Genomic DNA, 22,198 nt, shown 5'->3' with positions numbered 1-22,198 from the left:
CGCACCCCCGTGATCGCCTGGAGACTGTAGCAATGGCGAGCACAGGACCCCATGTGAGGGATTCCGGAATGCATGTCCGCCTGTCCGGGAGATGACGTTGGACGCACTGACAGCCTTGGCCAATGGCCTCAACCTGCGCGCAAAGCTCGCCTACGCCGGCGGGGTGTGCGGACAATGGACGATGGACCATAATTCCGACAGGTCGATCTGGTTTCACCTCGTCGGCAAAGGGCATGGATGGGTCCACTCCCCTGCGATCGATGGACCGCTGGAACTGGTGGAGGGCGACGTGATGGTGTTCTTGCCTCACGCTGCACAACACTACCTGTCCTACAGTCCTGACCATGTGCCGCTGGGCGACGTGAGCGGCGATCTGACCACTTGGGCGGCAGGCGAAACAGGTTTCATCTGCGGCGAGATCGAGCTCAATGCGCCGCAGTCGCCGCTCTGGCACGCTCTGCCCGCCGAGATCGTCATCCGGAAGAAGGATGCCGGCGACAGCCTTGCACGTCTGATCGAACTGGTTATCGCCGAGTCCGAACATGCCCGTTTCGGCAGCGGGGCGGTGATCGAGCGCCTCTGTGACGGCTTCTTCATTCTGCTGGTCCGACATTGCATCGAGGCAGAACTGGTGCGTGATGGCGTGTTTGCGGCGATGCAGGATCGCCGGATCGCCACAGTTCTGGAACTGATTCACCGCGAGCCCTGGCATCGGTGGTCCATTGCCGAACTTTGCGGGCGCGCGGGCATTTCCAAGACCGTTCTCGCCGAGAAATTCGCGTCCCGGATCGGTATGTCACCCATCGAATACCTTACGGACTGGCGGATGCAGATCGCCGCGCGTTGGCTGAAGGAAACCGCCGTGACACTCGATCACGTGGCGGAGCGCTGCGGATACGACACCGCCTCCTCATTCAGCAAGGCGTTCAAGCGTGCCTTCGGCGTCTCTCCGGCGACGTATCGGCGCAGAAGTGATCCCGGCCTCTAGGTACGGCGTTCCTGATCGTAATGTGTCGTCCGTGGCGACCACCCCTCGCACGGGACGCCACCCCTTCATCGACGTCTCGACGACCTCGCCCCACCACCACCGGGTGACCCTCCCGCTCAGGGTGAGGTTGTCCTCCGCGCGCGCCATGTTGCCGTCCCTCTTGCCTGAGGAATTCGCCAGCTAGATCCGCATGCGACGATGGTACAGAAACGACGCCAGCTTCGGCCAGAGATGTTTGATCTGGGTATCTGCCCAAGCGATGTCGGCTCAGGTCGAAAACCGGGACACGGTTCGCGGCTATCCCGACCTATTCACCGAAGAGTGGGCGACGTGCCAGATTTGGCGTCTTCTGCGCTCGTCCATGTCAACTGGTCGAGGGACGCCTTCAACCGGGGTGCTGCAAAGTCGATGAAGGCGCGGACCTTGGGGGCGACAAGCCTCGCCTGAGGATAGACCAGATGCACCGGCTGCGGCGGCAATGCAAAGGCATCGAGGATTGGCACCAGCTTCCCGCGGCGGACCTGATCGCTCACCATATACGACAGCGCTACCGTGACACCATGCCCCTCTTCTACGGCCTGGATGGCGGATGCCGCGTCGTTGATCTCGAAGATCGGGCCAAGGCTCACGCTGCCCTGCTTTTGCCCGTTCAGGAATCGCCATTCGCGGTTCGGCATGAGGCCTGTGAAGGCAATCACCGAATGGAGCCTCAGTTCTGCCGGTGAAGCAGGCATCCCTCGCCTGGCGATGTAATCCGGGCTCGCGACCAGGACCCGGCGGACGGCGCCAATCCGTTTGGCGATCAGGCCCGAGTCCGGCAGGTGACCGATGCGCACGGCGACGTCGACGCCCTCCTCGACAAGATTCACCACCCGATCGAGAAGGAGAACGGATGCCGTTACCCGCGGGTATCGACTGAGGAAACCGCAAACGACCGGCGAAAGGGCGGATCGGCCGAATGTCACAGATGCCGTGATGGTGAGGTGGCCTTGCGGCGTGGCGGTTTCGCCGATCGCCTCCTTCTCGGCCGTCTCTAGGTCCGAGAGCACGCGCCGCGCGCTTTCCAGGAAGCGTCGACCGACGTCGGTGATCGTCACGCTTCGCGTCGTGCGGTTGAAGACGCGCGCACCAAGTCGCTCTTCGAGCGCCGAGACAGCACGCGTCACGGCCGGCGGCGACAGGCGGAGCCGCGCTCCAGCCTTGGCGAAGCTGCCAGCCTCGGCCACGGCAACGAACACCTCGACCTCATGGAAACGATCCATCTTTATTCCTCCATTCGAAATAAAGTGTTTCATATGACGCATATTCTTTCAATCGCGACGATGAGTCAAATTATGTGCGAGCGGCGCCGACGAGCACCGCACCACCACTCACGGAAGGACAAAATCTCATGGCTCGTGTTGCCGTCATCGACCCCCAATCCGCCACCGGCGAGGCAAAGGAGCTTCTGGACGCGGTCCAGGCTGGCCTCGGAATGGTTCCAAACTTCATCCGTGTGCTGGCGAACTCGCCGGCAGCCTTGAGCGCCTTTCTCGGTATCCACGGGATTGCCGGTGCAGGTGTTCTCGACCCGCAGACGCGGGAGCGGATCGCGCTCGCAGTCGCTGAGCAGAATGCCTGCCAGTACTGCGTCTCGGCGCACACGGCGATCGGTCGGAAAGCCGGCCTCGGCAACGAGGAGATGCTCGCCAACCGCAAGGGCCAGTCTTCCGACGCAAAGGCTGCGGCCGCGTTGGGTTTCGCCCGCGCTCTCGTCGATAGTAGCGGCCAGGTGAGCAAAGCGGAGTTCGACGCGGTCCGCGCGGCCGGTCACTCCGACGCGGAGATCATCGAGATCATCACGCATGTCGCGATGAACATCTTCACCAATCTTCTCGGCAAATCGACCCAGGTCGAAATCGACTTCCCGAAGGTCGACCTGAACCAGTTTCTTTGAACAGGAAGACGACACTTGGCGCGGCTTCCGCCGCGCCATTTCCCCCGAACGGAAAGAAATCCCGATGACCCAGACGATTCAACCTGCCGCTCGCCCACCTCTGCCGCCCTTCACCCTCGACACTGCGCTCCAGAAGGTGCGGCTGGCTGAGGATGCGTGGAACACGCGTGACCCGGAGCGTGTTTCGCTCGCCTACACGAAAGACAGCCGCTGGCGCAACCGCGCCGAATTTCCGGTCGGACGCGCCGACATCGTCGCCTTCCTCAGGCGCAAATGGGCCCGGGAGCTCGAATATCGCCTGGTCAAGGAGCTCTGGGCCTTCGCCGGGGACCGCATCGCGGTGCGCTTCGCCTACGAATGGCGGGATGATGCCGGGAACTGGTTCCGCAGCCACGGCAATGAGAACTGGGAGTTCGACGAGCACGGCCTGATGCGGCTTCGATTTGCCAGCATCAACGACCAGCCGATCCGCGAAGGCGAGCGGAGGTTCCACTGGCCGCAAGGACCACGCCCCGCGCATCACCCGGGTCTGTCGGACCTCGGGCTGTAACACGCGGGATCTCAGTCTCAGGAGGACGTCATGCCACATCATTTCGCGGAGATCGCCTTCACACCGAAAGTGAAGAAGGTGCAGGAAGAACTTGGCAGCCGGTCTTCCTATGCCGGCATGGAGGATGTGCCGGCCGCACTCAACCATCGGCTCACTGAAGCCGAGGCCAGTTTCATCGCCGCGCGGAACTCTTTCTACATGGCCACGGTCAGTGAGACGGGTTGGCCCTATATCCAGCATCGCGGCGGACCGACCGGTTTCATGCGCGTGCTCGACGAGAACACGATCGGCTTCGCGGACTTCCGGGGCAATCGGCAGTACATCAGCGTCGGAAACCTGATGACGAACGACCGCATATCGCTGTTCTTCATGGACTACCCGAACAGGATCCGTCTCAAACTGCTGGGCCGTGCCCTGATCATCGGGCATGAGAGACAGGACATACTGTCACGCCTCGAGATGCCCGACTACAGGGCACGGATCGAGCGAGGCTTCCTCGTCAGGGTCGAAGGCTTCGACTGGAATTGCCCGCAGCACATCACCGAGCGCTATTCGCTCGACGAAATGAAGACGGTGACGGAGCCGCTGACAAGGCGGATTGCCGAGCTTGAGGCCGAACTGGCGCAACGCATTGCGCCGCAGGCGGCGCGATGAGCTGCGTCATGCTGCCCGTGTCTCCTCGGCATTCTCAGTGGAAGGCGCAACCTGGCGCATGTGAGAGCGCGGCACCTCTTTTCGGCGATCGACGAACATCTCCGGACCAAGAGCAGATTCCTGGCCGGCGCACTGCAGGCCACCACGGGCGTGCGTTCCACATGTACACAGCACATGCAACGCCAGGGTCGAAACCCCATCCCGTCATTCATACCCGACTGAAGACTATGGGGCCCCTTGCGGAGGTTCTTCCCGCTCATTCCGAGCGAGCCTCGCTTCGGGTCAAAGGAACGACTGTGAGATGAACAAGAGTATGTCGCTCATTCCCCGACCCCTTCTCGACGCACCAACCGGCGGTGCGAAAGCGGACAGCCTCTCAGGCGCAGGCAGTCTGCCGACGTCCGACGACGAGCATCTTCCGGTCGTTCCGGAGCGGCCTTTGATGCTCGCAGCAGCGCAGCGGGAAACCGAGCTCGTCACCTCCTACTGGCTCGCGTCACCGGATGGTACAGCGTTGCCGACGCCTCTCGCCGGTCAGTACCTGCCCATCTCGGTGGAGGTACCCGGTCACGGTTTGCTGCGGCGAACCTATACAATATCGGCCTTTGAAGCCGGTCGCTACCGACTGAGCATCAAGCGCGAGTGTCTCCCGGACCGGCCACCAGGGCGGGTCAGCAACCATATCCACGACAATTGGACGGTCGGTGACCTTATCAGTGCCGGCGTACCGCAAGGCCACTTCGTCCTTGACGGAGCGAGCTGCCGGCCGATCGTCCTGCTTGCGGGCGGCATCGGCATCACGCCGCTGCTTGCGATGCTGCGAGAGCTGGCAGAACGCGAGGCGCGCCGCAACGTTGTCCTCGTACTGGCGATGCGCCATCAACACGATCATCCGTTCCAGGCCGAGGTGGCGGACCTCGCGTGTCGCATGCCGAACCTGACTGTCCATGTCCGTTACAGCGAACGGCTCCCGGGTGCCGTGAGCGGTAGGGCACCGGACAGCCATGGACTGGTCGATGAGGCTCTCCTGCGTCACCTCGTCCCCTCACCGGACGTCGACGTGTATCTTTGTGGTCCCGCCCCCTTCATGAACGCAATGGACCAGATCCTCACCGCACTCGGCGTGGCCGACGAGCGCGTCCGATACGAGTCCTTCGGGCCTGCAACAATAGAGCGCCGTCGCCAGCAAGCCCCAGTGACAAGTTCCGGGGGCAATGCGGTCGTGAGCTTCGTCAAGGCGGGCATAGCCGCGCCGTTCGACCCGCGGGCATTGAACCTCCTCGAATTCGCCGAGGATCTCGGGCTCAATCCTCCCTTCAGTTGTCGTTCAGGGCGTTGTGGCGCGTGTACGACCAGAAAGCTCTCCGGCGCGGTCCGATATGACCACGTGCCGACAGCCGCCATCGCGAAAGACGAGGTCCTGCTCTGCTGCGCTCTGCCGGACGGGCCCGTCAGCCTCGAACTTTGAAACAAGAACCTTCAGCACTCCCAACCGGCTAACCGAAAGAATGAAGATCATGACGAACTTTAAGCGAACCCGGACCCTTTTCGTCGGCGGCGCCAGCGGCATGGGCAAAGCAACCGCTCGCATGTTGCTCAACGACGGCGGTGCGGTCGTCCTGCTTGGCCGCCAGCGCGCCAAGCTTGAAGCCGCTCGCCGCGAGCTCGCGCAGATCGGGCGCGTCGACATCGAAGTGCTGGACATCACCGATACGGGGGCCGTGCGCGCCTTCACCGACCGGGTGCCGGACGATTTCTCCGATCTCACCGGCCTCGTGAACGGTGCCGGCGTCTTCCTCCCGAGACCTTTCCTCGAGCATTCGGAGGAGGACTACGACCGTTACCTCGACCTCAACCGTGGCACCTTCTTCCTCACGCAGGCCGTGGCCAGGGCCATGACCGTGCGCGGAAATGGAGGTGCAATCGTCAACATCGGGTCGATGTGGGCGAGGCAGGCCGTCCAGGCAACCCCCTCCTCCGCCTACTCAATGGCGAAAGCCGGCTTGCACGCCATGACCCAGCACCTCGCGATGGAATTGGCCGAGCATGGCATCCGCGTCAACGGTGTCTCACCGGCGGTGGTCGAGACACCTATCTACGAAGCCTTCATCCCAAGGGAACAGGTGCACGACGCGCTCCAGGGTTTCAACGGCTTCCATCCGATCGGGAGGATCGGAACTGCGGAAGATGTGGCAAATGTGATTGCCTTTCTACTCTCGCCCAAGGCGGGCTGGGTGACCGGGGCGGTTTGGGACGTGGATGGCGGCGTCATGGCAGGTCGCAACGCCCAGAACTGAGAAACCTGCGTGCGCCGGGTCCGATGTGAGTACAGCATTGCGAAATCACCCTGCCCGACGGCCAGCCTTCACGTCCCATCACCTTTGCCCTAACCGGAGCACCTGTTGCTCAACCGTGAAGGCTGCGAGATTGCGCGGGTGATAATCATCGTCCGCCATGGACCGGGATCTCGCGCCTCGTTCACTTAGCATGGCGACGCCTGAGAATCCGACGGGAAATCCGGCTACTTATCCGCAATCATCGAATGGCCGCCCGTGCAACAGCTGCGGCCTTTGACGCGGCTTGCAGGCCGGAACACTGCCTTTTCCTCCGTCGGTGTGAAGACGCACTGACGGAGGAAGGCTTGGGCAGGCCTTCCGGGCAACCTCGGAGCAGCAGCGTCAGGCTGCGCCCTCCCTCTCTGCGTGACTTACCGTCATTTCCGGCTCTTTCACGCAAACAATTGCGGCCCGGGCGAGGTCGCCGGGCCGCAAGGTGCGCGAGGAATCGTCGGCGGTGGATTTCTGAGGACCTGAGTTTCCTCGCGACAGGCTTGTTCTCTGGCGTCTCGGGGGAGGCGTAGAGGGGACTAGCCTCCCCCGAGCCAGTCACTGGGCGGCGGCAATACGGCCCAGCGCATCCTCGGTCGACCAAACGGCGTTCGCCATGTATCGGAAGTTGGTGATGGCGGCGAGGTAGCCGTCGCCATCGGGAAGGATCGCGGCGGCAGTGGCATCCTTGACGACCGCCACCTCGAAGCCCTGCTCGAGAAGTTCGCGCATATGGGATTCGACGCAGAGGTTCGCTGACATACCCGCGAGGATCACCTGGCTGACGCCACGCTTGCGCAACTGAAGCACAAGGTCGTTCGTCTCGGGACCGTACACCTTGTGCGGAGAAACGATCACAGTCTTGTTGTCTTCGATGTATTCCTTGTACTCCGGCATGAAATCGGCACCCGAGTTGCGGAAGTCTGTCAAGTCGAGGGGACCTTTTCGGTCGAACATGCCGATCGAATGCATGAGCTTCTCGAGCGCACCCTCGAATTTCCAGCCGTGGTCGGTGGGGTAATAGTAGTGCGGAGACACCGCCACCGTGAGGCCGCCGGACTTCGCGGCGGCGAACAACTTGCCGATGTTGCTGACGACGTTGTGCTCAGTGACGCTCGGCCCGACAACGCCCCATGTCACGCCCTTGGGGCTGAGGAAGTCGATCTGGGGGTCGATGACAACGAGCGCCGTCTCGGCCTTGCGCAACTGCATGGTCGATGCCGGGAGCGCGGGTTCCTTGGGGTCGGCGTACTTGTCATTCTTGCTGGCGGCGGCTTCCGCGGGGGTGCTCAGGGCGACCGACAGCGCTGCGGTGGCAGCGACACCCGCCGAGAGAATGGCTTTGCGTCTTGTCAGACCCGCGGGTTCGATCTCTGCGTGGTCACAATGGCGATGATCGTCGTGGCTGCACATTTCCGGTGTACTCCTGTAGTTTGGGACGCTACAGTCGTAACCGATCAAATGTTCTCTATCGTCTCATTTGCGTTTGAACCATGGAAATCGAAGAAATCCTCGAATCGATCGTCGTCGATACGAATCCCTTTTCTCTCTGCGAGCTCGAACCCCGCAGTAGACTGGACATGCCGAGATCACAGTTGGTGAGCCTCCACTACGTTCTCGACGGAGCAGGTACGATGGAGATGCCGGGACAACGACCCCGAGCGCTGAGGAAAGGCGACCTCGTGCTCATTCCGGCAGCACAACACCATTGGCTGACCTCATCGCCCGGGACCTACCTCAGCCAAGCGGTATGCAAGCCTGCCAGCATTGGCCTGGACTCCGTCCGACAGGCTTCGGCGGATACCGACGGGTCCGCAAAGGTCGGCCTCGTGGTGCTGTGCGCCCATCTGACGGTGGGCTTTCGGGGAGCGGGCGCGGTCATCGACCTTTTGCAGGTTCCAATCGTCGAACCCCTGTCGGAAGACAGGCTTGCCATGCGCGGGCTAGACCTGATCCTAGCAGAATTGCAGGAGCCGCGCCTGGGAAGCAGGGTGATGATAAAGACCCTGCTCCTCGAGATAGTCCTGAACCTGTTGCGTCTGCGGGTTGGGGCCAATGATCCGAGCACATCCTGGCTCGCGGCACTCGGCGACCAGAAGCTTTGGCCCGCTCTCAAGGCCATGCTGGAAAAACCCGGCGCGATGCACACGGTGGAAAGCCTCGCAGAGCTTGCGGGCATGAGCCGCTCTCGGTTCGCACACCGCTTTTCCGCGAGCTTCAGAACCGGTCCGATGGAAATGCTACGCGGTCTTCGCCTGCAGTCTGCTGCGAGACAATTGATCGAAACCGATGCGGGCATGGCGCGTGTTGCCGAAAAGTGCGGCTTTCTAAGCCGGAGCTATTTCAGCATGCAGTTCGCTGCAGCCTTCGGCATGACACCAAGCGAGTTCAGGAGGAGCGCTCGGAGAAAGGAGAATTGAGCACGGCACGGAGACGTGGCTGGGGTGACCTGAACAGCCGCGACAAGCGGAATTTCCGCCTGATTTTGGCCAGATGCCGGAAACACGAACGACCACCGCGAGACGACCATACGGCCTTCGTCCCGTCGTTCGGGGTCTGCCGGCACAGTCGCTCTCTGTCCAGGCGACTTGTCCCGACCACTCGCCATCTTTCGCCCGCTTGGCCACATAGGCCGCAAGCGACGCGGCCGCGCCAGCGGCGTGAACGTCACGGCTTCCTCCAGCGGCACGAAGCAGAGGTCACCTCCGCCTCAGACGACGGAAATGACCTGTCTTGCCCGTTTGCGGCTCGGTCTCTTTCGGCATAGTCAAGAAAGTTGAGCAAGATTCTCCGCGCGACCGGAGTGTCCTTTAGTGCCTGCCTTACGGTGCGACCGACCGCCTCGTTCACCGCCACGCTTTCGGCGAGCGCATCGATATAGCTGTGCATGACCGCTTCCGGCATCTCCGGGTGAAACTGCACACCCCAGGCGCAGTCACCGACACGAATGGCTTGGTAGGGTTCAAGCGGGGAATGTGCGAGAACGATGGCACGTTCCGGCAGTTCGACGACAGACTGCCAATGCACGACCTGGGCCGGAAAAGTCGGCGTCAAATTGCCAAACAGAGGATCGTCGATAGCGGCGCTGGTCAGGCTGACCTCTACGGTGCCCAGCTCGGCACCGCAGACTCGATCTTCGACCAATCCCGCCATCGCTTGCGCCAATATCTGATGCCCGAAACAAATCCCCAAGAGCGGGATACGCCGGCTCACCGCTTGCCGAAGCCAGACCGCCAATGACCGCATCCAGCCTGTGTCGTCGCTCAACATTGCGTGCGATCCACTGACGACAATTCCGGCCAAGACGGCGGGGTCCGGCATCGCGGCCTCATTTCGTGGATCCACAACGATAACGTCCACGTCCTTGGTCCCGAGGCCATCACGGATCCAGCGCTCGAAATCGCCGAAGCGGCGATTGATTTCGGGAAACGTTTCTCCGGTTTTGACGATCGCGATTGGGCAAGTCATTGAATGACCATTATCCATTTCCGCCCGCGACACCCTACGCTTCTCCACAACCGGCACCCTTCCGTGATGTTGAAACAGGCGAACCGGTTCCCTGTTCGCCTGTCTTCTCCTTTATCTACGGCGTTCCAGCTGCCATTGTTGCGCTCAGGGCGCGATCACCACAGACTGCCATGGAAGTAGGCATTTGCTCCGAAGACGAGGACAAGGCCAAGACCGAGTGCGCCGAACGGAAGCCAGCCGGCCTTCGGAGCGGACAACAATCCGTCGGCGGTGTGCAAATCCTTCAGCATCTCGGCCGGGAACACGCCCTTGTCGACGATGTAGTGCCGATACCAGAACACCGGAAGAATGAGCGCCAGTGCGATGCTCCCGGTCACAAGCGTTCCCGCGCCCCAGACATTTGCCCCTGCTCCCAGCAGGAAGGCGTTGACGAAGCCGAGCGTGACGCCGATCGCCATGATCCAGCTCGGGCAGCGATACGGGCGCTTGATATGGGCATTGTCGATCCGGTGAATCCAGCCGGACTGCAGGTTGAGGAAGATGAAGACGAGATAGCAGATATTCGAGACCGCGAGCACGAACAACGAATCCGAAAGGGTCAACAGCACGACATTGAACCCCAGGTCTGTCCACATCGCCCGGGTGGGAGCACCATGCTCGTTGACCTTGCTCAGGTAACGCGGCAGCCAGCCGTCGATACTGCCCTGATAGAGGGTGCGCGATGATCCGGCCATCGAGGTACTGACGCCAAGGAGCAGTGCGAGAACCAGCATGACGATGATGATGTTGCCGATCACGCCGCTTCCGCCGGCCATGGTGGCCATGACTGCCGCCACGCCGGAGCCATCGACGATTCCGGGCGCCGTCATCCCCTCCTGCCCGAGATAGCCCTGGAAGGCCATCGGAACAAACGTAAAGGCGACAAGGCAGAGCACGCCGGACCAGAAGATGGCCTTGAACGTGTCCGTCTCCGGATTGCGGAATTCACGCGTGTAGCATACCGCGGTCTCGAAAGCGTAGGACGACCAGGCCGCCAGATAGATGCCACCGAGAAAGAGGGTCCACCCCGTCTTGTCCCATGCGCCGCTCAGCGGCACGAACGGCGTGAAATGCGACGACACCACGTCGCCGGTGAGGAAGGGCACGACGCCGATCAGAAGAAGGGGCGTCAGAGCGACCAACCCGATGACTGTCTGGACTTTTGCCGTCCCGAGGATACCGCGATGCTGGATCGCAAAGGTTCCGAGGAGAAGGATCGTGGCGACGACCGAAACGGCGTTGATGCGGACCTCGAGCCCTTCCTTGAGCATTCCCAGATCGAGAATGGTCAGCTTCGCCGTCATGATCGATGCGGTCGACGGGAACATATTGGCGAGAATGTAGCTCGCAGCAACGCTGGATCCCACGGTCAGCACCGGCGTCCAGGCGAGCCAGTTGGACCACAGGGACAGCGGAGCGATGATCTTCGAATAGCGCACCCAGGCGGCGGCACCATAAACCGACGCTCCGCCGGATTTTCCGGGAAACAATCCGGCGATCTCTGCATAGACAAACGCCTGGAAGAAACCAAAGATCACCGAAAGCGTCCAGCAGACCCATGACGGGCTGCCCACGAGCGCGGCGATGCCGCCGATCGAAAACAGCACCAGCGCCGGCACGCCGCTGGCGACCCAGAAGGCATCTTTCCACGTTATCGAGCGTTTCAGCTCACAGTTTTGAAGGGCCAAGCCTTCGGACACATCGTTGATGACACTCATCGTCATTCCCCTTTTTTGTTGGTTTTGACTAGTTCTTCAATGTTCCCGTCGGCGCCCCCAATCCGCCGACGGGATTATGCGTTGCCCCCTCCCGAGGCCATCAGGTCGGGGCGGCCAAAGCCTCCGGCGCCGTCCTCAGGCGCCCCATCACGTCTCCGAAGAAGAAAATGCCGGAGGCTACGATCAAGAGCCCTCCTCCGAGGCGTTGATCCGGCACGGCATCCAGCAATGGCAGCCAGTTCACAGGGGGCGTGATACAGCCCGGCATGGGGTAGAGCGGCGGGCTTACCATGAGATAGATGCCCGCCGCCGTCTGCGGCGCAGCTATGGCGATGTTGAAAGCCACACCGCGCAGGATATCCCTGCTCACGGCGTTGTTTTGGCCGGCGACGACGTTGCAAAGCAGGATGCCGCTGAGCGCCATACCCCACTTCATGAGGCTGTAAAGACCCGCACTTTCCATCAGCGTCACATGCAGGTCGGGTGACAGCCACAGCAACGTCATGCCCGTAAAGGAGAACAGCACCAGGATGGTGGCCGGCGTGGAGCCGAAGACCCTTCCGGAGCCGGGCATGGCACGACAGGGATTGATACCCGCAAAAAGCATGAGAAGAGGGCCGAGATGGTGGATCATCAGGCTTTGAAGGCTATGGAGCCACACCGAGTGCCTGGCGATGGCATCGAGGCCCGGATACATGCCCGCGAAGAAGAGGAGTCCGGCCGATGCAGTCAGAACCGGATGCTTCTGCCATGCTTGGCGATCCGCCATGATAGGGGCGACCAGAGTGACGATCAAAAGCAGCTCCCAAGGCACGTCAACTGCCAGCCCCATCGCATCTGTTCCCTCTTGATGTTCGCTATGATTAGGCACGCTTCCCCCCATATCCGTGCATGGGTGCCCCATGCACGGATCGCTTGACTTGGTTGGCCAGGAACCAAGGGAGCGCGCTTACTCGGCTGCGTGACAGCAAGCCGAACCGCTTCCGAGCACGCTCGCGTGATCGCGGACGGCCGGCAGATCCATGGCCGGGTTGGCTTCGAAAAAGTTGTTCGGCTGAAGTCGGAAGCCGACATACATCACCGGCATGACCGGAAAATCCTCCGGCTTGCATACATGCGTGTGGCCGAACGTATGCCAAACGACGAGATCGGTATTCTCGACCGGACGGTCCTGCTGCACCCAGATCGGCAGGCCATCGCCCTTGTTCTGGTTCGGATAGTCGCCGGAGCCGTAGCGTTCCTTTTCATCGTAGGGCGTTACCCACAGATGATGCCGGGCAAATCCCGCCCGCTTGCCGATATGGCTTTCCGGAGCGGCGAGGATGACCGGATTGTGCTCGGCAATCAGCTTGTAGCCCGGATTGTTGCCGACCGAGTTCCGGACGTTCGGATTGACGATCTTCCAGAAGCGTCCTGTCGCGCCGTTGGCGTCGCGGCAAGCCTCCAGTTCCGTCTTCAACGTGGTGGTCTCGATGTTGAAGACATTGCCCCATTTGTTGCCTTCACCGATCGGACGTGGCGTTGCATTGGTCTCGACCACCGAATTCTTCTCACCGTCGACCATCATGTGCAGGCGGGCGCTGAAGAAGTGTTGGTGCGACGGGCCGTAAATCTCCGGCGTCACCATGCCGCCGACCGGCTTCTGGCCCGGCGTTACCGCCGCCGTCTGGATGATGCCCGTGAGCTTGGCTTCGAGCTGAATGGTGCCGTCCTGGTAGAGATACCAGTAGAAGCCGTAGTCGTAATTCGCGACGGTGCAGAAGAAGCTGATGACGAGCCGGCGGGAACGGCGGATCTCGAAGACGCCGGTACGGAACTCGTAATGCTTCCAGAGCGTGCCGTAATCCTCCTCATGCATGCAGACCGCGTTTTTCATCACGATCGGCTCGCCGAAGTCGTTGACCGATGGAATGTCAAAGTAGTGGATAGCGCCGAGGCAGTCGCAACCGAGTTCGAGCTGGTTGGCCAGACGACCGAGACCGTATTCCCCGCCATCGAAAGCGCATTTCCAATAGTGGTTGAGTGCTTCATCGGAATAGGGAACGCCCATGTCGGTGACGCTGGCGCGGTAGATGATGGGGCGCAGCTTGCCGTTGTCGCGATAACCGAGCTCATGCAGGACCAGGCCTTCGCGCGGCGTGAAGCCCACGCGGAACTCCCAGTTCTGCCAGGTCACCTTCCAGCCGTCGACGGAGAAGCTGACACCCTCAGGCTGGACGATGTGGAGGGGCTTCAGGCCTTCGCGCGGCTCGCCGAGGGAGGGGGTGTCGTAGTTGCGGATATCCTGTGGGATCGGCGCGGCCGGGCCGTCGTCGAGAAGCTCGATCACCTTGCCTTCGTTGAGGTCGATGATGGCCACCAGCCCTTCGATCGGATGGGCGTACCCGTTGTCCGTCCTCTTGTTGCGATGGAAAGCAACGCCGCGCATCAGGCGCTTGCCACGGTATTTCTCCTCATCACCGAAATAGCCGAAGGACCAGGGATCGATCTGAATGTTCTCGATGTCGGCTTCGGTGAGGCCTCTCTTCTTCACGGCTTCGCGCCAGGCCGCATCGTTCTGGACAATCTCGACGCAGGTGTCGAATTCCTCGATCATGATCGGCGCCTGGCCCCGCGTCTCGATGTCGAGCTTCTCCCAGCTCGTCACCTTTCCGGCGTGAAGATCGACGACCGCCTCGAAAGTGTCGCCCGTGGCGCGGTCGAGCGCCAGCGCAAAGGCCTTCCGGCTGAACGGCTTGCCGGGTTCGAAGGCAACGACCTCGGCCTTATCCGGTTCCTGCAATTGCAGATAGGGAAAACGCCAGGTGCCTCCCAATCCCTTCTCCTGCCGGAGGATGCCGGTCGCCTTTGCCAGTTCCGTCGTGCTCAAGGGATCGAGAGGGTGGATGGCAGCTTCCGATTGCCCGGATTTGGCGCAGCCGTGATCACTGCCGCTCTTGACGGCGTTTTCGATGTTCATGGTAATATTTCTCCTCTCCTGGCGCGCATACACGCGCAGGATTACTTTGTTCCCAGGTTCTTGCTTATGATGGGTGGCGATGATGAGCTTTCACAAAGCCACTTTTACGTCAAATTTTGCTCGGATCAGTCTTCGGTAATTTCAGGACCTGCGGCTTGGATCCGTTTAGTCTGAGAAACTGAAGCGCTATGTCCGTTTGAGCTAATTTGACACTTGACAAATGATACACTTGCATTTCGTCAAAAAAATTGCAAAATACGACAAAACAGATGCAATACGTGCCAATTGCATTTCTTTTTGTCGTGCGCAAATTTTGTGCGAGTGCGTTCGAATTTGACTTGTTTTGGGCCGTCTGTGGTTGGCGATGACACACTCGAAACAGCTGTATTCCTTGAACAAGTCCTCCGCGAACCGATGTGCGCGACGGATACTGCGTCGCAGCAGATAGCCCCGGGAATACGTCGATGCCCCCACGCCTGACGAAATCCTACGAGGCAGGTCTGCAACCGCTGGCGAGCATCCGCTCCTCGGTCCTCGGCGTCGTGGTCGATGCATTGGAAGCGAGACAGTTTCCGACTGACGACGTCCTGGTGAGGCACAATCTCTCGAAAGCTACCCTCGAGGACCCCTATGATCCGGTGTCGCTCAAAAGCTATGTTGCGTTCTTCGAGGATGCGGCACGCCTGAGCCGGCAGCCTCTGCTCGGGATACGCCTTGGAGAGACTATCAAGCCGGAGGATTTGGGTCCTGTCGGCGTTCTCTATACCATGATGCAGTCGCTGCGCGTCGCCATCGTCCGCTTCAGCCGGTTTTTTCCTGCGCTGCAAAGCAGCACTCGGCTGGGACTTCGCATCGAAGGTGACGAAACATGGCTGGAATACCAGATCGAGGATCCGGCAATCTGGCCGCGGCGTCACGACTCTGAATTCACGCTTGCGCTGATTTGTGCGCTGACCCGTAGCCGCCTCGGGAAAGGCTGGGCGCCCGAGGAAGTGCACTTCGAGCACGCTGGTCCGCGCGACCATAGCGAGATGTCACAATTCTTCGGGGCGGTGGTTCGCTTCGAGCAGCCGATCAACCGAATGTTGATCCGTTCGGAAGATCTCGATCTTTCGTTCGCCTCGGCGAATGCAGCCGCAATCGCCATCATCGAACAGCATCTCACCGACCTTATTGGCGACTCGGTTCTACAGACCTTTGACGATGCCGTTTCCAATGCCATCATGCGGTGCATGAAACAGGGGAAAGTCACACTGGAGGCCGTCGCCTCCCGGCTCGGAATGGGACCTCGCACGCTCCAGCGCCGTCTTCATGATCAAGGGAAGACATTTCGCGACGTCGTGCAGGAGCAACGCCATCGGACCGCTGAAGCTCTGCTCAGGAACGAAAAGATGTCGTTGGGAGCGGTCGCCGGGGGCCTTGGGTATGCGGATGCGGCATCGATGTCTCGTGCGTTTCGAGCCTGGACCGGGCAGTCTCCTCGCGCTTTCTCCAGAAGCCGTTGACCAATAGTCAGTCGATTTCATCGATCATTATCAATGCTTGTTTTATTTGCGAAGCGTCGGGACAGCGCTGTGGCAAACGCTCCCTACAGTCACCCGGAGACTGTACATCAGACCTCAGCGTACCCTTCGAGATAGAAGACGCAGCCGCCCGCGAGCTCGACCCTCTCGCCGAGAAGACGGCACCCGCTCTCACCACCTCGACCGGCCGCGCTGCGAGCGCTTCCGTCAGTCCCGGAGGCGGTTCGACAGGCTCGGTCGGACGGGCCGAAAAATTCATCACATAGCCGTTGGGCCGACGATCGACGATCAGCGCCCCGCTGATTGAATGAAAGACGACACACGCCGCCGATGCGGCGACAAACGCTCCATCACGACAGCGGCGCTGGCGAGGGTGGTGGATCGTGTCCCCGCTGAAAGCCATAGAGTCACAAACAACCGTCAATCAAAAATCCACGCTACGTTGAATTCCCAGCCGTGCATCACCTGCGACGCCCATTGACGGCACTCATCTTATCTGTAGACTATTTCATAGTATGACTTTCAAATAAGCATGCCAGCTTGCCGGAAGGCGTTTCGAGCGGCCATGAGGAGGAGAATTTCCTATCGACCCTGAGCTTGGCGCTCGCCGTTGGCGGCAGTAACTGCCTTTTCTCTCTGGCTGCCATCCATGCCATGGGCGGCTCCGCCCGCACGCGCCCCTTTGTATGCAAGCCTTAGCTACCTATTCAAATACGGGAGTATCCAAAATGTATGTCGGAACGCAGCTTCCAGCGCGCCATGACGATGACTACCGCGTCATGAAGCAACTCGGCGTCAACAATGTTTCTGCCAATCCGGATGGTTCCTGGCGCGACTGGGATCGCCCGACATTGGAGCGCTTTCGCGAGAAGATCGACGGTTTCGGGCTGACGCTGGACATGCTGCAATTGCCTTTGCATTCAGCCCCGGTCGATGGCGCTCCGTGCAAGGATATCCTGCTGGCCGGACCCAATCGGGACGAGCAGATCGACGGCCTATGCCGGCTGATCGAGAACTGCGCCGCCGCCGGCATTCCGTCGGTGCGCTACAACTTCAACTATATCGGCATTCCCCGCACGCCGATGGAGCCGGGCCGGGGGGGCTACATGGCCGAAGCCTTCCGCTGGGATCTGGTCGACCAGAACGAGCCGGGCCCGGCCGGCGTCATCGCGGAGGAGACGATCTGGGAAAGGGCCGATTATTTCCTCGCCCGTGTCGTGCCCGCGGCGGAGGCGGTCAATGTTCGGCTTGCCTGCCATCCGCACGATCCGGCGACGCCGCCGGGCTACAAGGGGGTGACCCGAATTCTCGGCAGCGTGGAGGGCATGAAGCGCTTTGTGCAAATGCATGAGAGCCCCGTCCATGGCCTCAATTTCTGCATCGGCACGCTTGGCGAAATGCTGGAAGACGTGAGCGAGGCCGCCGAGGTCACGAGGTGGTTCGGCGAGCGCGGCAAGATCATGAACATCCATTTCCGCAACATTGTCGGCAAGCGCTATTCGTTCCGGGAGAGCTTCCTGGACGATGGCGACATCGACATGCCTTCGATCATCGATGTGCTGCGCGACGTTGGCTACAAATACATGGTCATGCCCGACCATGCGCCGACCCTGGCCGGAGACAATCAGCAGCAGGTGGCGTTCGCCCACTGCTATGGCTACATCGCCGCGCTCCTGCAGACGCGCGGCTGAAATCCTCGTCACTTTCGGGTCGCCGGTCCTCGGGCCAGCCGGCGTCCGGCGTCCAGCCGAGAATCACGGATAGACTCATGTCCTCTCCTCATCATCTGAGTGTTTCCTCGCGACCGGGAAATGTGAGCGCGTCCCTGCAGGCCATTCTTGACGACCATGAAGGCCCCTTGCACATGAGGTTCGAACCGGGCGTTCATCGCTGCGGCGGATTGCGTTTGCGCTCGGATCTGACAATCGAAATTCCCAAGGGGGCGGAGCTTCACTTCATCCCGGACTACGCGGCCTATGAGGCCACATCCGTGTCCATTGTCGCCGAAGAGAGCGACCGGGGCATGTTGGTCGCCGCCGACGCGAGCAACATTTCGATCATTGGTGATGGTCGCATCTTTGGTGATGGCGCCACTGCCTTTACCCATGGCGAGGATGGTGACATGGGCACGCTCGTCGCCCACAAACTCAGGCCTCGCGTGCTGGTTCTCGAGAACTGCCGGAATGTTCGGGTCGAGGGTATTCGCATCGACGATTCTCCCATGTGGACCATGCATTTCGCTGGCTGCGAAAATCTGGAGATCGTTGGCGTTTCCGTCGACAACAATCGTCGCATGCCCAATACCGACGGGATCGTGATCGACGGATGCCGTAATGTCCGCATCCGCGGATCGAGCTTTCGCACAGCTGATGACGGCATCGTCCTGAAGACGACGCGGCGCGAGGATGGGCGATTGACGGGGGATTGCGAAAAGATCCAAGTCAGCGATTGCGTCGTGGAAAGCCGCTCCTGCGCGCTCAAGATCGGCACGGAGAGCTTCTCGCCGTTCCGCGATATTTCGTTCGAACGGATAAGGATCGAGGGTTCCAACCGCGGGCTCGGCATTTTCTCGCGGGATGGCGGTCTGGTCGACGGCGTGCGGTTTTCCGGCATCACCCTGGCCTGCCACGAAACGCCGGCGGGGTTCTGGGGCTCGGGCGAGGCCGTGACGATCAACACGATCGATCGTCGACCGGAGGAAGGTCCGGCTGGCCGGGTGAGCAACATCGTCATCGAGAATGTCACGGGCTCCATGGAGGGCGCTATCAACCTCGTTGCGGAGCGTCCCGGCGATATCGCCAACGTCGCGATCAGGGGCGTGCACCTCAAGCAGCGTCCCGGTCCGCTGGGAACGGCGCTCACCTATGACATTCGCCCGACGATCGATGACCGTTTTGATCGCTTTCCCCAGGACAAGGGGGCCGGTCGCGTCAATGCGTGGCGTTTCGGTCCGGACGGCAAGATTATCGGGCTGGTCCCTTATCCGGGCGGCATGCCTGGCGTCTTCGCCAGGGGAGTTTCCGGATTGTCGCTGGACGACATCGAAATAGATCGGCCGGCGCAGTTGCCGGAAAGCTGGAACGCCTCGGTGATCGTTGAACTGGATAGGATGATGGGCGCCTGATTGGCGTGGATTTTCCGTGACAGGCCCTCCCAGGCCCTGTGCCCGGCTCCGCGTCTGATCGCGGTGTCGGGCACAGTCTTTTATAGCCTCGCGATTTCAATCCTCTTTGAAGATAGGGTGCTCGGTAAACGGGCCGCCCTGGTATAACGCGGAGCTAGATTGCGGATCCGGGAGCGGTACCGTCTCCTCGATCCTGGCACGATGGAGCCCTGCGTTGTCTCTGGGCTGCCAACCGAGGAAGTTCGCCCGGCTATTGTCCCACCAGCGGGCGTCGTTATTGGATACGCCCCATATGACGGGGCAGCCGAGCCTAGGCGCCTTGAACACGCATTCGGCCAGCGAGGCGAAGTCGCCGTAGGACAACCACGACGCCAGCATGCGGTGATCGCGCGGATGCTCGAAGCAGGAGCCGATGCGGACCACGGCCGTCTCCTGTCCGAACTTGTCGAAATACATCCGGGCAAGCGCTTCGCTGAAGCACTTCGACACCCCGTAAAGCCCATCCGGACGCAGAGGGACGTTGGCATCGAAATACTCGTCCTGCCGGTAGAATCCGACCGTATGCAACGAGCTTGCAAGCAAAATCCGCGGCATGCCATTGGCCCTTGCCGCCTCGTACAGGTTGTAGCAACCCGCGATGTTGGCATTCATGATCTTTGCGAAGGATGCCTCGCCGGACATGCCTCCGAGATGAACGATGGCGTCGCAGCCCTTGACCAGATCATGAACGCCTTTGTCGTCCCCCAGATCACAGGAAACAAGCTCCTCGTTCGGGGCGGCTTCGCCCAGGTCGCAAATGTCCGAAAGACGCACTATCGTCGCAAGAGGCGCAAGCCGCTGGCGCATGATCCGGCCGATGCCGCCGGCCGCGCCAGTGATAAGAAGTCGATGCACGGGAATCTCCAAATGGTCGATGCGTGGGAAGCTGACACGGATAGATCATATATAAGGGCCGGTTTTGCAACAACCTATCATATGACATGACCCGTGGTTCTCTTGATGTCGGTTGATATTTATGACAACGTGAGCGCGAACTCTTCAGTAACGGACGTCTGATCAAGGTCACTGCATGCTGAGACGCCGCCATTCGGTGGCATGGTGGCAGCGAACTGGATTCGGGCGACAGTCAACGGCATCTAGCACGGGAACTCAAGGTGATAGCAGACGCACGGCAGGCTTCCAGGACGCGAAAAGGTACAGGAACGCTTGTATCTCAACTTGTCGACAAGCTTCGGAAGTCGATCCTGGCCGGGGATTTCCAGCCCGGCGACAGGCTGCCCAGCGAAGCGCAGATGACGATCGATCATGACGTGAGCCGTACCGTGATACGCGAGGCCATCGCGGTGCTGCGGTCCGAGGGGCTGGTCGAACCGCGCCAGGGGGCGGGGGTCTTTGTGCTTGATCCTCCCGCGCCCGTAAATCTGCCGTTTCAGGACGTCGACAGCACCCGGATTTCCTCCGTCATCGAACTGCTCGAACTGCGCACGGCCGTGGAAATAGAAGCCGCAGCGCTTGCCGCCTTGCGCCGTTCGCCGCAGCAGGAAGAAGCGATCCTCGCGCGTCAGCGTGACCTTCTTGTCCTGATCGAGGCAGGGAAAGCCACCGCCGACGCGGATTTCGCCCTTCATCTGGCAATCGCCGAGGCCACGAACAATCCGCGCTTTCCGGAGTTCCTGCAGATGATCGGCAAGGGTGGCATCCCGCGTGCGGCCCTGCAGGACGGTCAGGATACGTCCCTTCAGCACGAGTATATCTCGCAGATCCACCGAGAGCATGCCCAGATCGTCGAAGCCATCTCGAACGGCGACGAGGCGGGCGCCCGCGCGGCCATGAAGCTGCATCTGCGCGGCAGCCTGTCGCGGTATCGAGCCATTCATCAGAGGACTTTGTCAAAGTTATAATATGACATGTTGACAGCCGCGCCGCGCTGGTGGTAGCGTTCCCTCAATGGACTTGATATTGAAGGAATTGTTGTATGCGGCCGCAGGAAATCAAAACCATCCTTGGTTCCGGACTGCTGTCATTTCCGGTCACGCATTTCGATGCGAACGGTGAATTCGCGGTGGACAGCTACCAGTCGCACGTGAACTGGCTTTCGGGTTTCGATGCCCCTGTTCTGTTTGCCGCCGGCGGCACGGGTGAGTTCTTTTCGCTCACGCCCTCCGAGATTCCGCGGATCGTCCGGGCCGCCAAGGAGGCTGCCGGCGATACGGCAATCGTGTCGGGTTGCGGTTATGGCACTGAGATGGCAGTGGCGATCGCGCAGTCCGCTCAGAAGGCCGGGGCCGATGGCATTCTGCTGCTTCCGCATTATCTCATCGATGCGCCGCAGGACGGCATGCGCGAACATGTCCGGCGTGTCTGCCAGTCCGTCGACATCGGCGTCATGGTCTATAATCGCGACAACGCGGTGTTGCAGGCCGACACGCTGGCTCGTCTCTGCGATGAGTGCCCGAACCTGATTGGTTTCAAGGATGGAACCGGCGACATCGGCCTCGTTCGCCAGGTTACAGCCATGATGGGCGATCGCCTGACCTATCTGGGCGGAATGCCGACGGCGGAGCTTTTCGCGGAGGCCTATCTGGGTGCCGGCTTCACCACGTATTCCTCCGCTGTGTTCAATTTCGTGCCGGGACTGGCGGTGGATTTCTATCGCTCTCTGCGATCGGGAGACCGCGCCGACTGCGAACGCGCCCTGAACGAGTTCTTCTACCCCTTCATGGCCATTCGTAACCGGCGCAAGGGGTATGCGGTGTCAGCCGTCAAGGCCGGCGTCCGGCTTCAGGGCTTCGCGGCAGGCAAGGTGCGCAGTCCTTTGTGTGACCTGACGGACGAGGAGGAGGGCATGCTTGAAGCCCTCATAGTGCGTAACCAGAGCCGGCGGGCGGCCTGACAACGGGCCGGTCTCGCAG

General features: G+C 60.9%; 19 protein-coding genes. 12 read left to right on the top strand and 7 right to left on the bottom strand.

Features of this window, described 5'->3' with window-relative positions:
* Positions 1–97 precede the first annotated feature (97 nt).
* Positions 98–988, top strand: a complete 891-nt coding sequence (locus NHF53_RS15590) for an AraC family transcriptional regulator (protein WP_252835066.1) — start codon at positions 98–100, stop codon at positions 986–988.
* A 311-nt stretch (positions 989–1,299) separates the two neighbouring features.
* Here NHF53_RS15590 and NHF53_RS15585 read toward each other — a convergent pair whose 3' ends face one another.
* Entirely contained in the window at positions 1,300–2,250 is a 951-nt protein-coding gene (locus NHF53_RS15585; RefSeq protein WP_252835065.1) for a LysR substrate-binding domain-containing protein, read from the bottom strand.
* A gap of 128 nt (positions 2,251–2,378) precedes the next feature.
* Between NHF53_RS15585 and NHF53_RS15580 the strand changes: the two genes are divergently transcribed.
* The 5 genes from NHF53_RS15580 to NHF53_RS15560 all read left to right on the top strand — a co-directional run bounded on the left by NHF53_RS15580 (position 2,379) and on the right by NHF53_RS15560 (position 6,425).
* Entirely contained in the window at positions 2,379–2,924 is a 546-nt protein-coding gene (locus tag NHF53_RS15580; protein ID WP_252835064.1) for a carboxymuconolactone decarboxylase family protein, read from the top strand.
* A gap of 64 nt (positions 2,925–2,988) precedes the next feature.
* Positions 2,989–3,474: a nuclear transport factor 2 family protein gene (locus tag NHF53_RS15575; protein WP_252835063.1), complete on the top strand. Its 486-nt coding sequence runs from the start codon at positions 2,989–2,991 to the stop codon at positions 3,472–3,474.
* Between the two features lie 30 nt (positions 3,475–3,504).
* Complete coding sequence (locus NHF53_RS15570; RefSeq protein WP_252835062.1) at positions 3,505–4,128, top strand: pyridoxamine 5'-phosphate oxidase family protein; 624 nt, start codon at positions 3,505–3,507, stop codon at positions 4,126–4,128.
* Positions 4,129–4,429: 301 nt separating this feature from the next.
* Positions 4,430–5,596, top strand: a complete 1,167-nt coding sequence (locus NHF53_RS15565; protein WP_252835061.1) for a 2Fe-2S iron-sulfur cluster-binding protein — start codon at positions 4,430–4,432, stop codon at positions 5,594–5,596.
* 49 nt (positions 5,597–5,645) lie between these two features.
* A complete protein-coding gene (locus tag NHF53_RS15560) occupies positions 5,646–6,425 on the top strand; it encodes an SDR family NAD(P)-dependent oxidoreductase (protein WP_252835060.1) in 780 nt (259 codons plus the stop codon).
* A gap of 588 nt (positions 6,426–7,013) precedes the next feature.
* Here the strand turns inward: NHF53_RS15560 and NHF53_RS15555 are convergent.
* The gene (locus NHF53_RS15555; RefSeq protein WP_252835059.1) at positions 7,014–7,916 is read right to left on the bottom strand and encodes a cysteine hydrolase; all 903 of its coding nucleotides are present in this window, start codon (positions 7,914–7,916) and stop codon (positions 7,014–7,016) included.
* A gap of 32 nt (positions 7,917–7,948) precedes the next feature.
* Here NHF53_RS15555 and NHF53_RS15550 point away from each other — a divergent pair, with 32 nt between their 5' ends.
* Complete coding sequence (locus tag NHF53_RS15550) at positions 7,949–8,875, top strand: AraC family transcriptional regulator (protein ID WP_252835058.1); 927 nt, start codon at positions 7,949–7,951, stop codon at positions 8,873–8,875.
* A 247-nt stretch (positions 8,876–9,122) separates the two neighbouring features.
* Here the strand turns inward: NHF53_RS15550 and NHF53_RS15545 are convergent, their stop codons facing one another.
* From NHF53_RS15545 to NHF53_RS15530, 4 genes are all read right to left on the bottom strand, one after another.
* Positions 9,123–9,956: a glutamine amidotransferase gene (locus NHF53_RS15545; protein WP_252835057.1), complete on the bottom strand. Its 834-nt coding sequence runs from the start codon at positions 9,954–9,956 to the stop codon at positions 9,123–9,125.
* Between the two features lie 122 nt (positions 9,957–10,078).
* Positions 10,079–11,680, bottom strand: a complete 1,602-nt coding sequence (locus tag NHF53_RS15540) for an APC family permease (protein WP_374591211.1) — start codon at positions 11,678–11,680, stop codon at positions 10,079–10,081.
* 100 nt (positions 11,681–11,780) lie between these two features.
* Positions 11,781–12,512, bottom strand: a complete 732-nt coding sequence (locus tag NHF53_RS15535) for a cytochrome c oxidase assembly protein (protein WP_252835055.1) — start codon at positions 12,510–12,512, stop codon at positions 11,781–11,783.
* Positions 12,513–12,629: 117 nt separating this feature from the next.
* Entirely contained in the window at positions 12,630–14,639 is a 2,010-nt protein-coding gene (locus NHF53_RS15530) for a primary-amine oxidase (RefSeq protein ID WP_252835054.1), read from the bottom strand.
* A gap of 464 nt (positions 14,640–15,103) precedes the next feature.
* Here NHF53_RS15530 and NHF53_RS15525 point away from each other — a divergent pair, with 464 nt between their 5' ends.
* From NHF53_RS15525 to NHF53_RS15515, 3 genes are all read left to right on the top strand, one after another.
* Positions 15,104–16,144: an AraC family transcriptional regulator gene (locus tag NHF53_RS15525; RefSeq protein ID WP_252835053.1), complete on the top strand. Its 1,041-nt coding sequence runs from the start codon at positions 15,104–15,106 to the stop codon at positions 16,142–16,144.
* Between the two features lie 746 nt (positions 16,145–16,890).
* Positions 16,891–17,853: a mannonate dehydratase gene (locus NHF53_RS15520; protein WP_252835052.1), complete on the top strand. Its 963-nt coding sequence runs from the start codon at positions 16,891–16,893 to the stop codon at positions 17,851–17,853.
* Positions 17,854–18,026: 173 nt separating this feature from the next.
* Positions 18,027–19,286, top strand: a complete 1,260-nt coding sequence (locus NHF53_RS15515) for a glycoside hydrolase family 28 protein (protein ID WP_252835051.1) — start codon at positions 18,027–18,029, stop codon at positions 19,284–19,286.
* Between the two features lie 96 nt (positions 19,287–19,382).
* Here NHF53_RS15515 and NHF53_RS15510 read toward each other — a convergent pair whose 3' ends face one another.
* Positions 19,383–20,180, bottom strand: coding sequence for an NAD(P)-dependent oxidoreductase (locus NHF53_RS15510; protein ID WP_252835981.1), 798 nt, complete (start codon positions 20,178–20,180; stop codon positions 19,383–19,385).
* Positions 20,181–20,440: 260 nt separating this feature from the next.
* Here NHF53_RS15510 and NHF53_RS15505 point away from each other — a divergent pair, with 260 nt between their 5' ends.
* Together NHF53_RS15505 and kdgD are read left to right on the top strand one after the other, a co-directional pair.
* The gene (locus tag NHF53_RS15505; protein ID WP_308218665.1) at positions 20,441–21,187 is read left to right on the top strand and encodes a FadR/GntR family transcriptional regulator; all 747 of its coding nucleotides are present in this window, start codon (positions 20,441–20,443) and stop codon (positions 21,185–21,187) included.
* Between the two features lie 74 nt (positions 21,188–21,261).
* Complete coding sequence (gene kdgD, locus NHF53_RS15500; RefSeq protein WP_252835050.1) at positions 21,262–22,179, top strand: 5-dehydro-4-deoxyglucarate dehydratase; 918 nt, start codon at positions 21,262–21,264, stop codon at positions 22,177–22,179.
* Positions 22,180–22,198 lie beyond the last annotated feature (19 nt).

Origin of the sequence: Ciceribacter sp. RN22 (assembly GCF_024054295.1) — a bacterium.
GTDB lineage: Bacteria > Pseudomonadota > Alphaproteobacteria > Rhizobiales > Rhizobiaceae > Allorhizobium > Allorhizobium lividum.
This window is presented reverse-complemented; position numbering and strand designations above follow the sequence as displayed.

Coding starts and splice junctions, on each gene's coding strand:
- NHF53_RS15585 (WP_252835065.1), bottom strand. CDS start 2,250: ATGGATCGTTTCCATGAGGTCGAGGTGTTCGTTGCCGTGGCCGAGGCT.
- NHF53_RS15580 (WP_252835064.1), top strand. CDS start 2,379: ATGGCTCGTGTTGCCGTCATCGACCCCCAATCCGCCACCGGCGAGGCA.
- NHF53_RS15575 (WP_252835063.1), top strand. CDS start 2,989: ATGACCCAGACGATTCAACCTGCCGCTCGCCCACCTCTGCCGCCCTTC.
- NHF53_RS15570 (WP_252835062.1), top strand. CDS start 3,505: ATGCCACATCATTTCGCGGAGATCGCCTTCACACCGAAAGTGAAGAAG.
- NHF53_RS15565 (WP_252835061.1), top strand. CDS start 4,430: ATGAACAAGAGTATGTCGCTCATTCCCCGACCCCTTCTCGACGCACCA.
- NHF53_RS15560 (WP_252835060.1), top strand. CDS start 5,646: ATGACGAACTTTAAGCGAACCCGGACCCTTTTCGTCGGCGGCGCCAGC.
- NHF53_RS15550 (WP_252835058.1), top strand. CDS start 7,949: ATGGAAATCGAAGAAATCCTCGAATCGATCGTCGTCGATACGAATCCC.
- NHF53_RS15540 (WP_374591211.1), bottom strand. CDS start 11,680: ATGAGTGTCATCAACGATGTGTCCGAAGGCTTGGCCCTTCAAAACTGT.
- NHF53_RS15535 (WP_252835055.1), bottom strand. CDS start 12,512: ATGGGGCTGGCAGTTGACGTGCCTTGGGAGCTGCTTTTGATCGTCACT.
- NHF53_RS15530 (WP_252835054.1), bottom strand. CDS start 14,639: ATGAACATCGAAAACGCCGTCAAGAGCGGCAGTGATCACGGCTGCGCC.
- NHF53_RS15525 (WP_252835053.1), top strand. CDS start 15,104: ATGCCCCCACGCCTGACGAAATCCTACGAGGCAGGTCTGCAACCGCTG.
- NHF53_RS15520 (WP_252835052.1), top strand. CDS start 16,891: ATGTATGTCGGAACGCAGCTTCCAGCGCGCCATGACGATGACTACCGC.
- NHF53_RS15515 (WP_252835051.1), top strand. CDS start 18,027: ATGAGGTTCGAACCGGGCGTTCATCGCTGCGGCGGATTGCGTTTGCGC.
- kdgD (WP_252835050.1), top strand. CDS start 21,262: ATGCGGCCGCAGGAAATCAAAACCATCCTTGGTTCCGGACTGCTGTCA.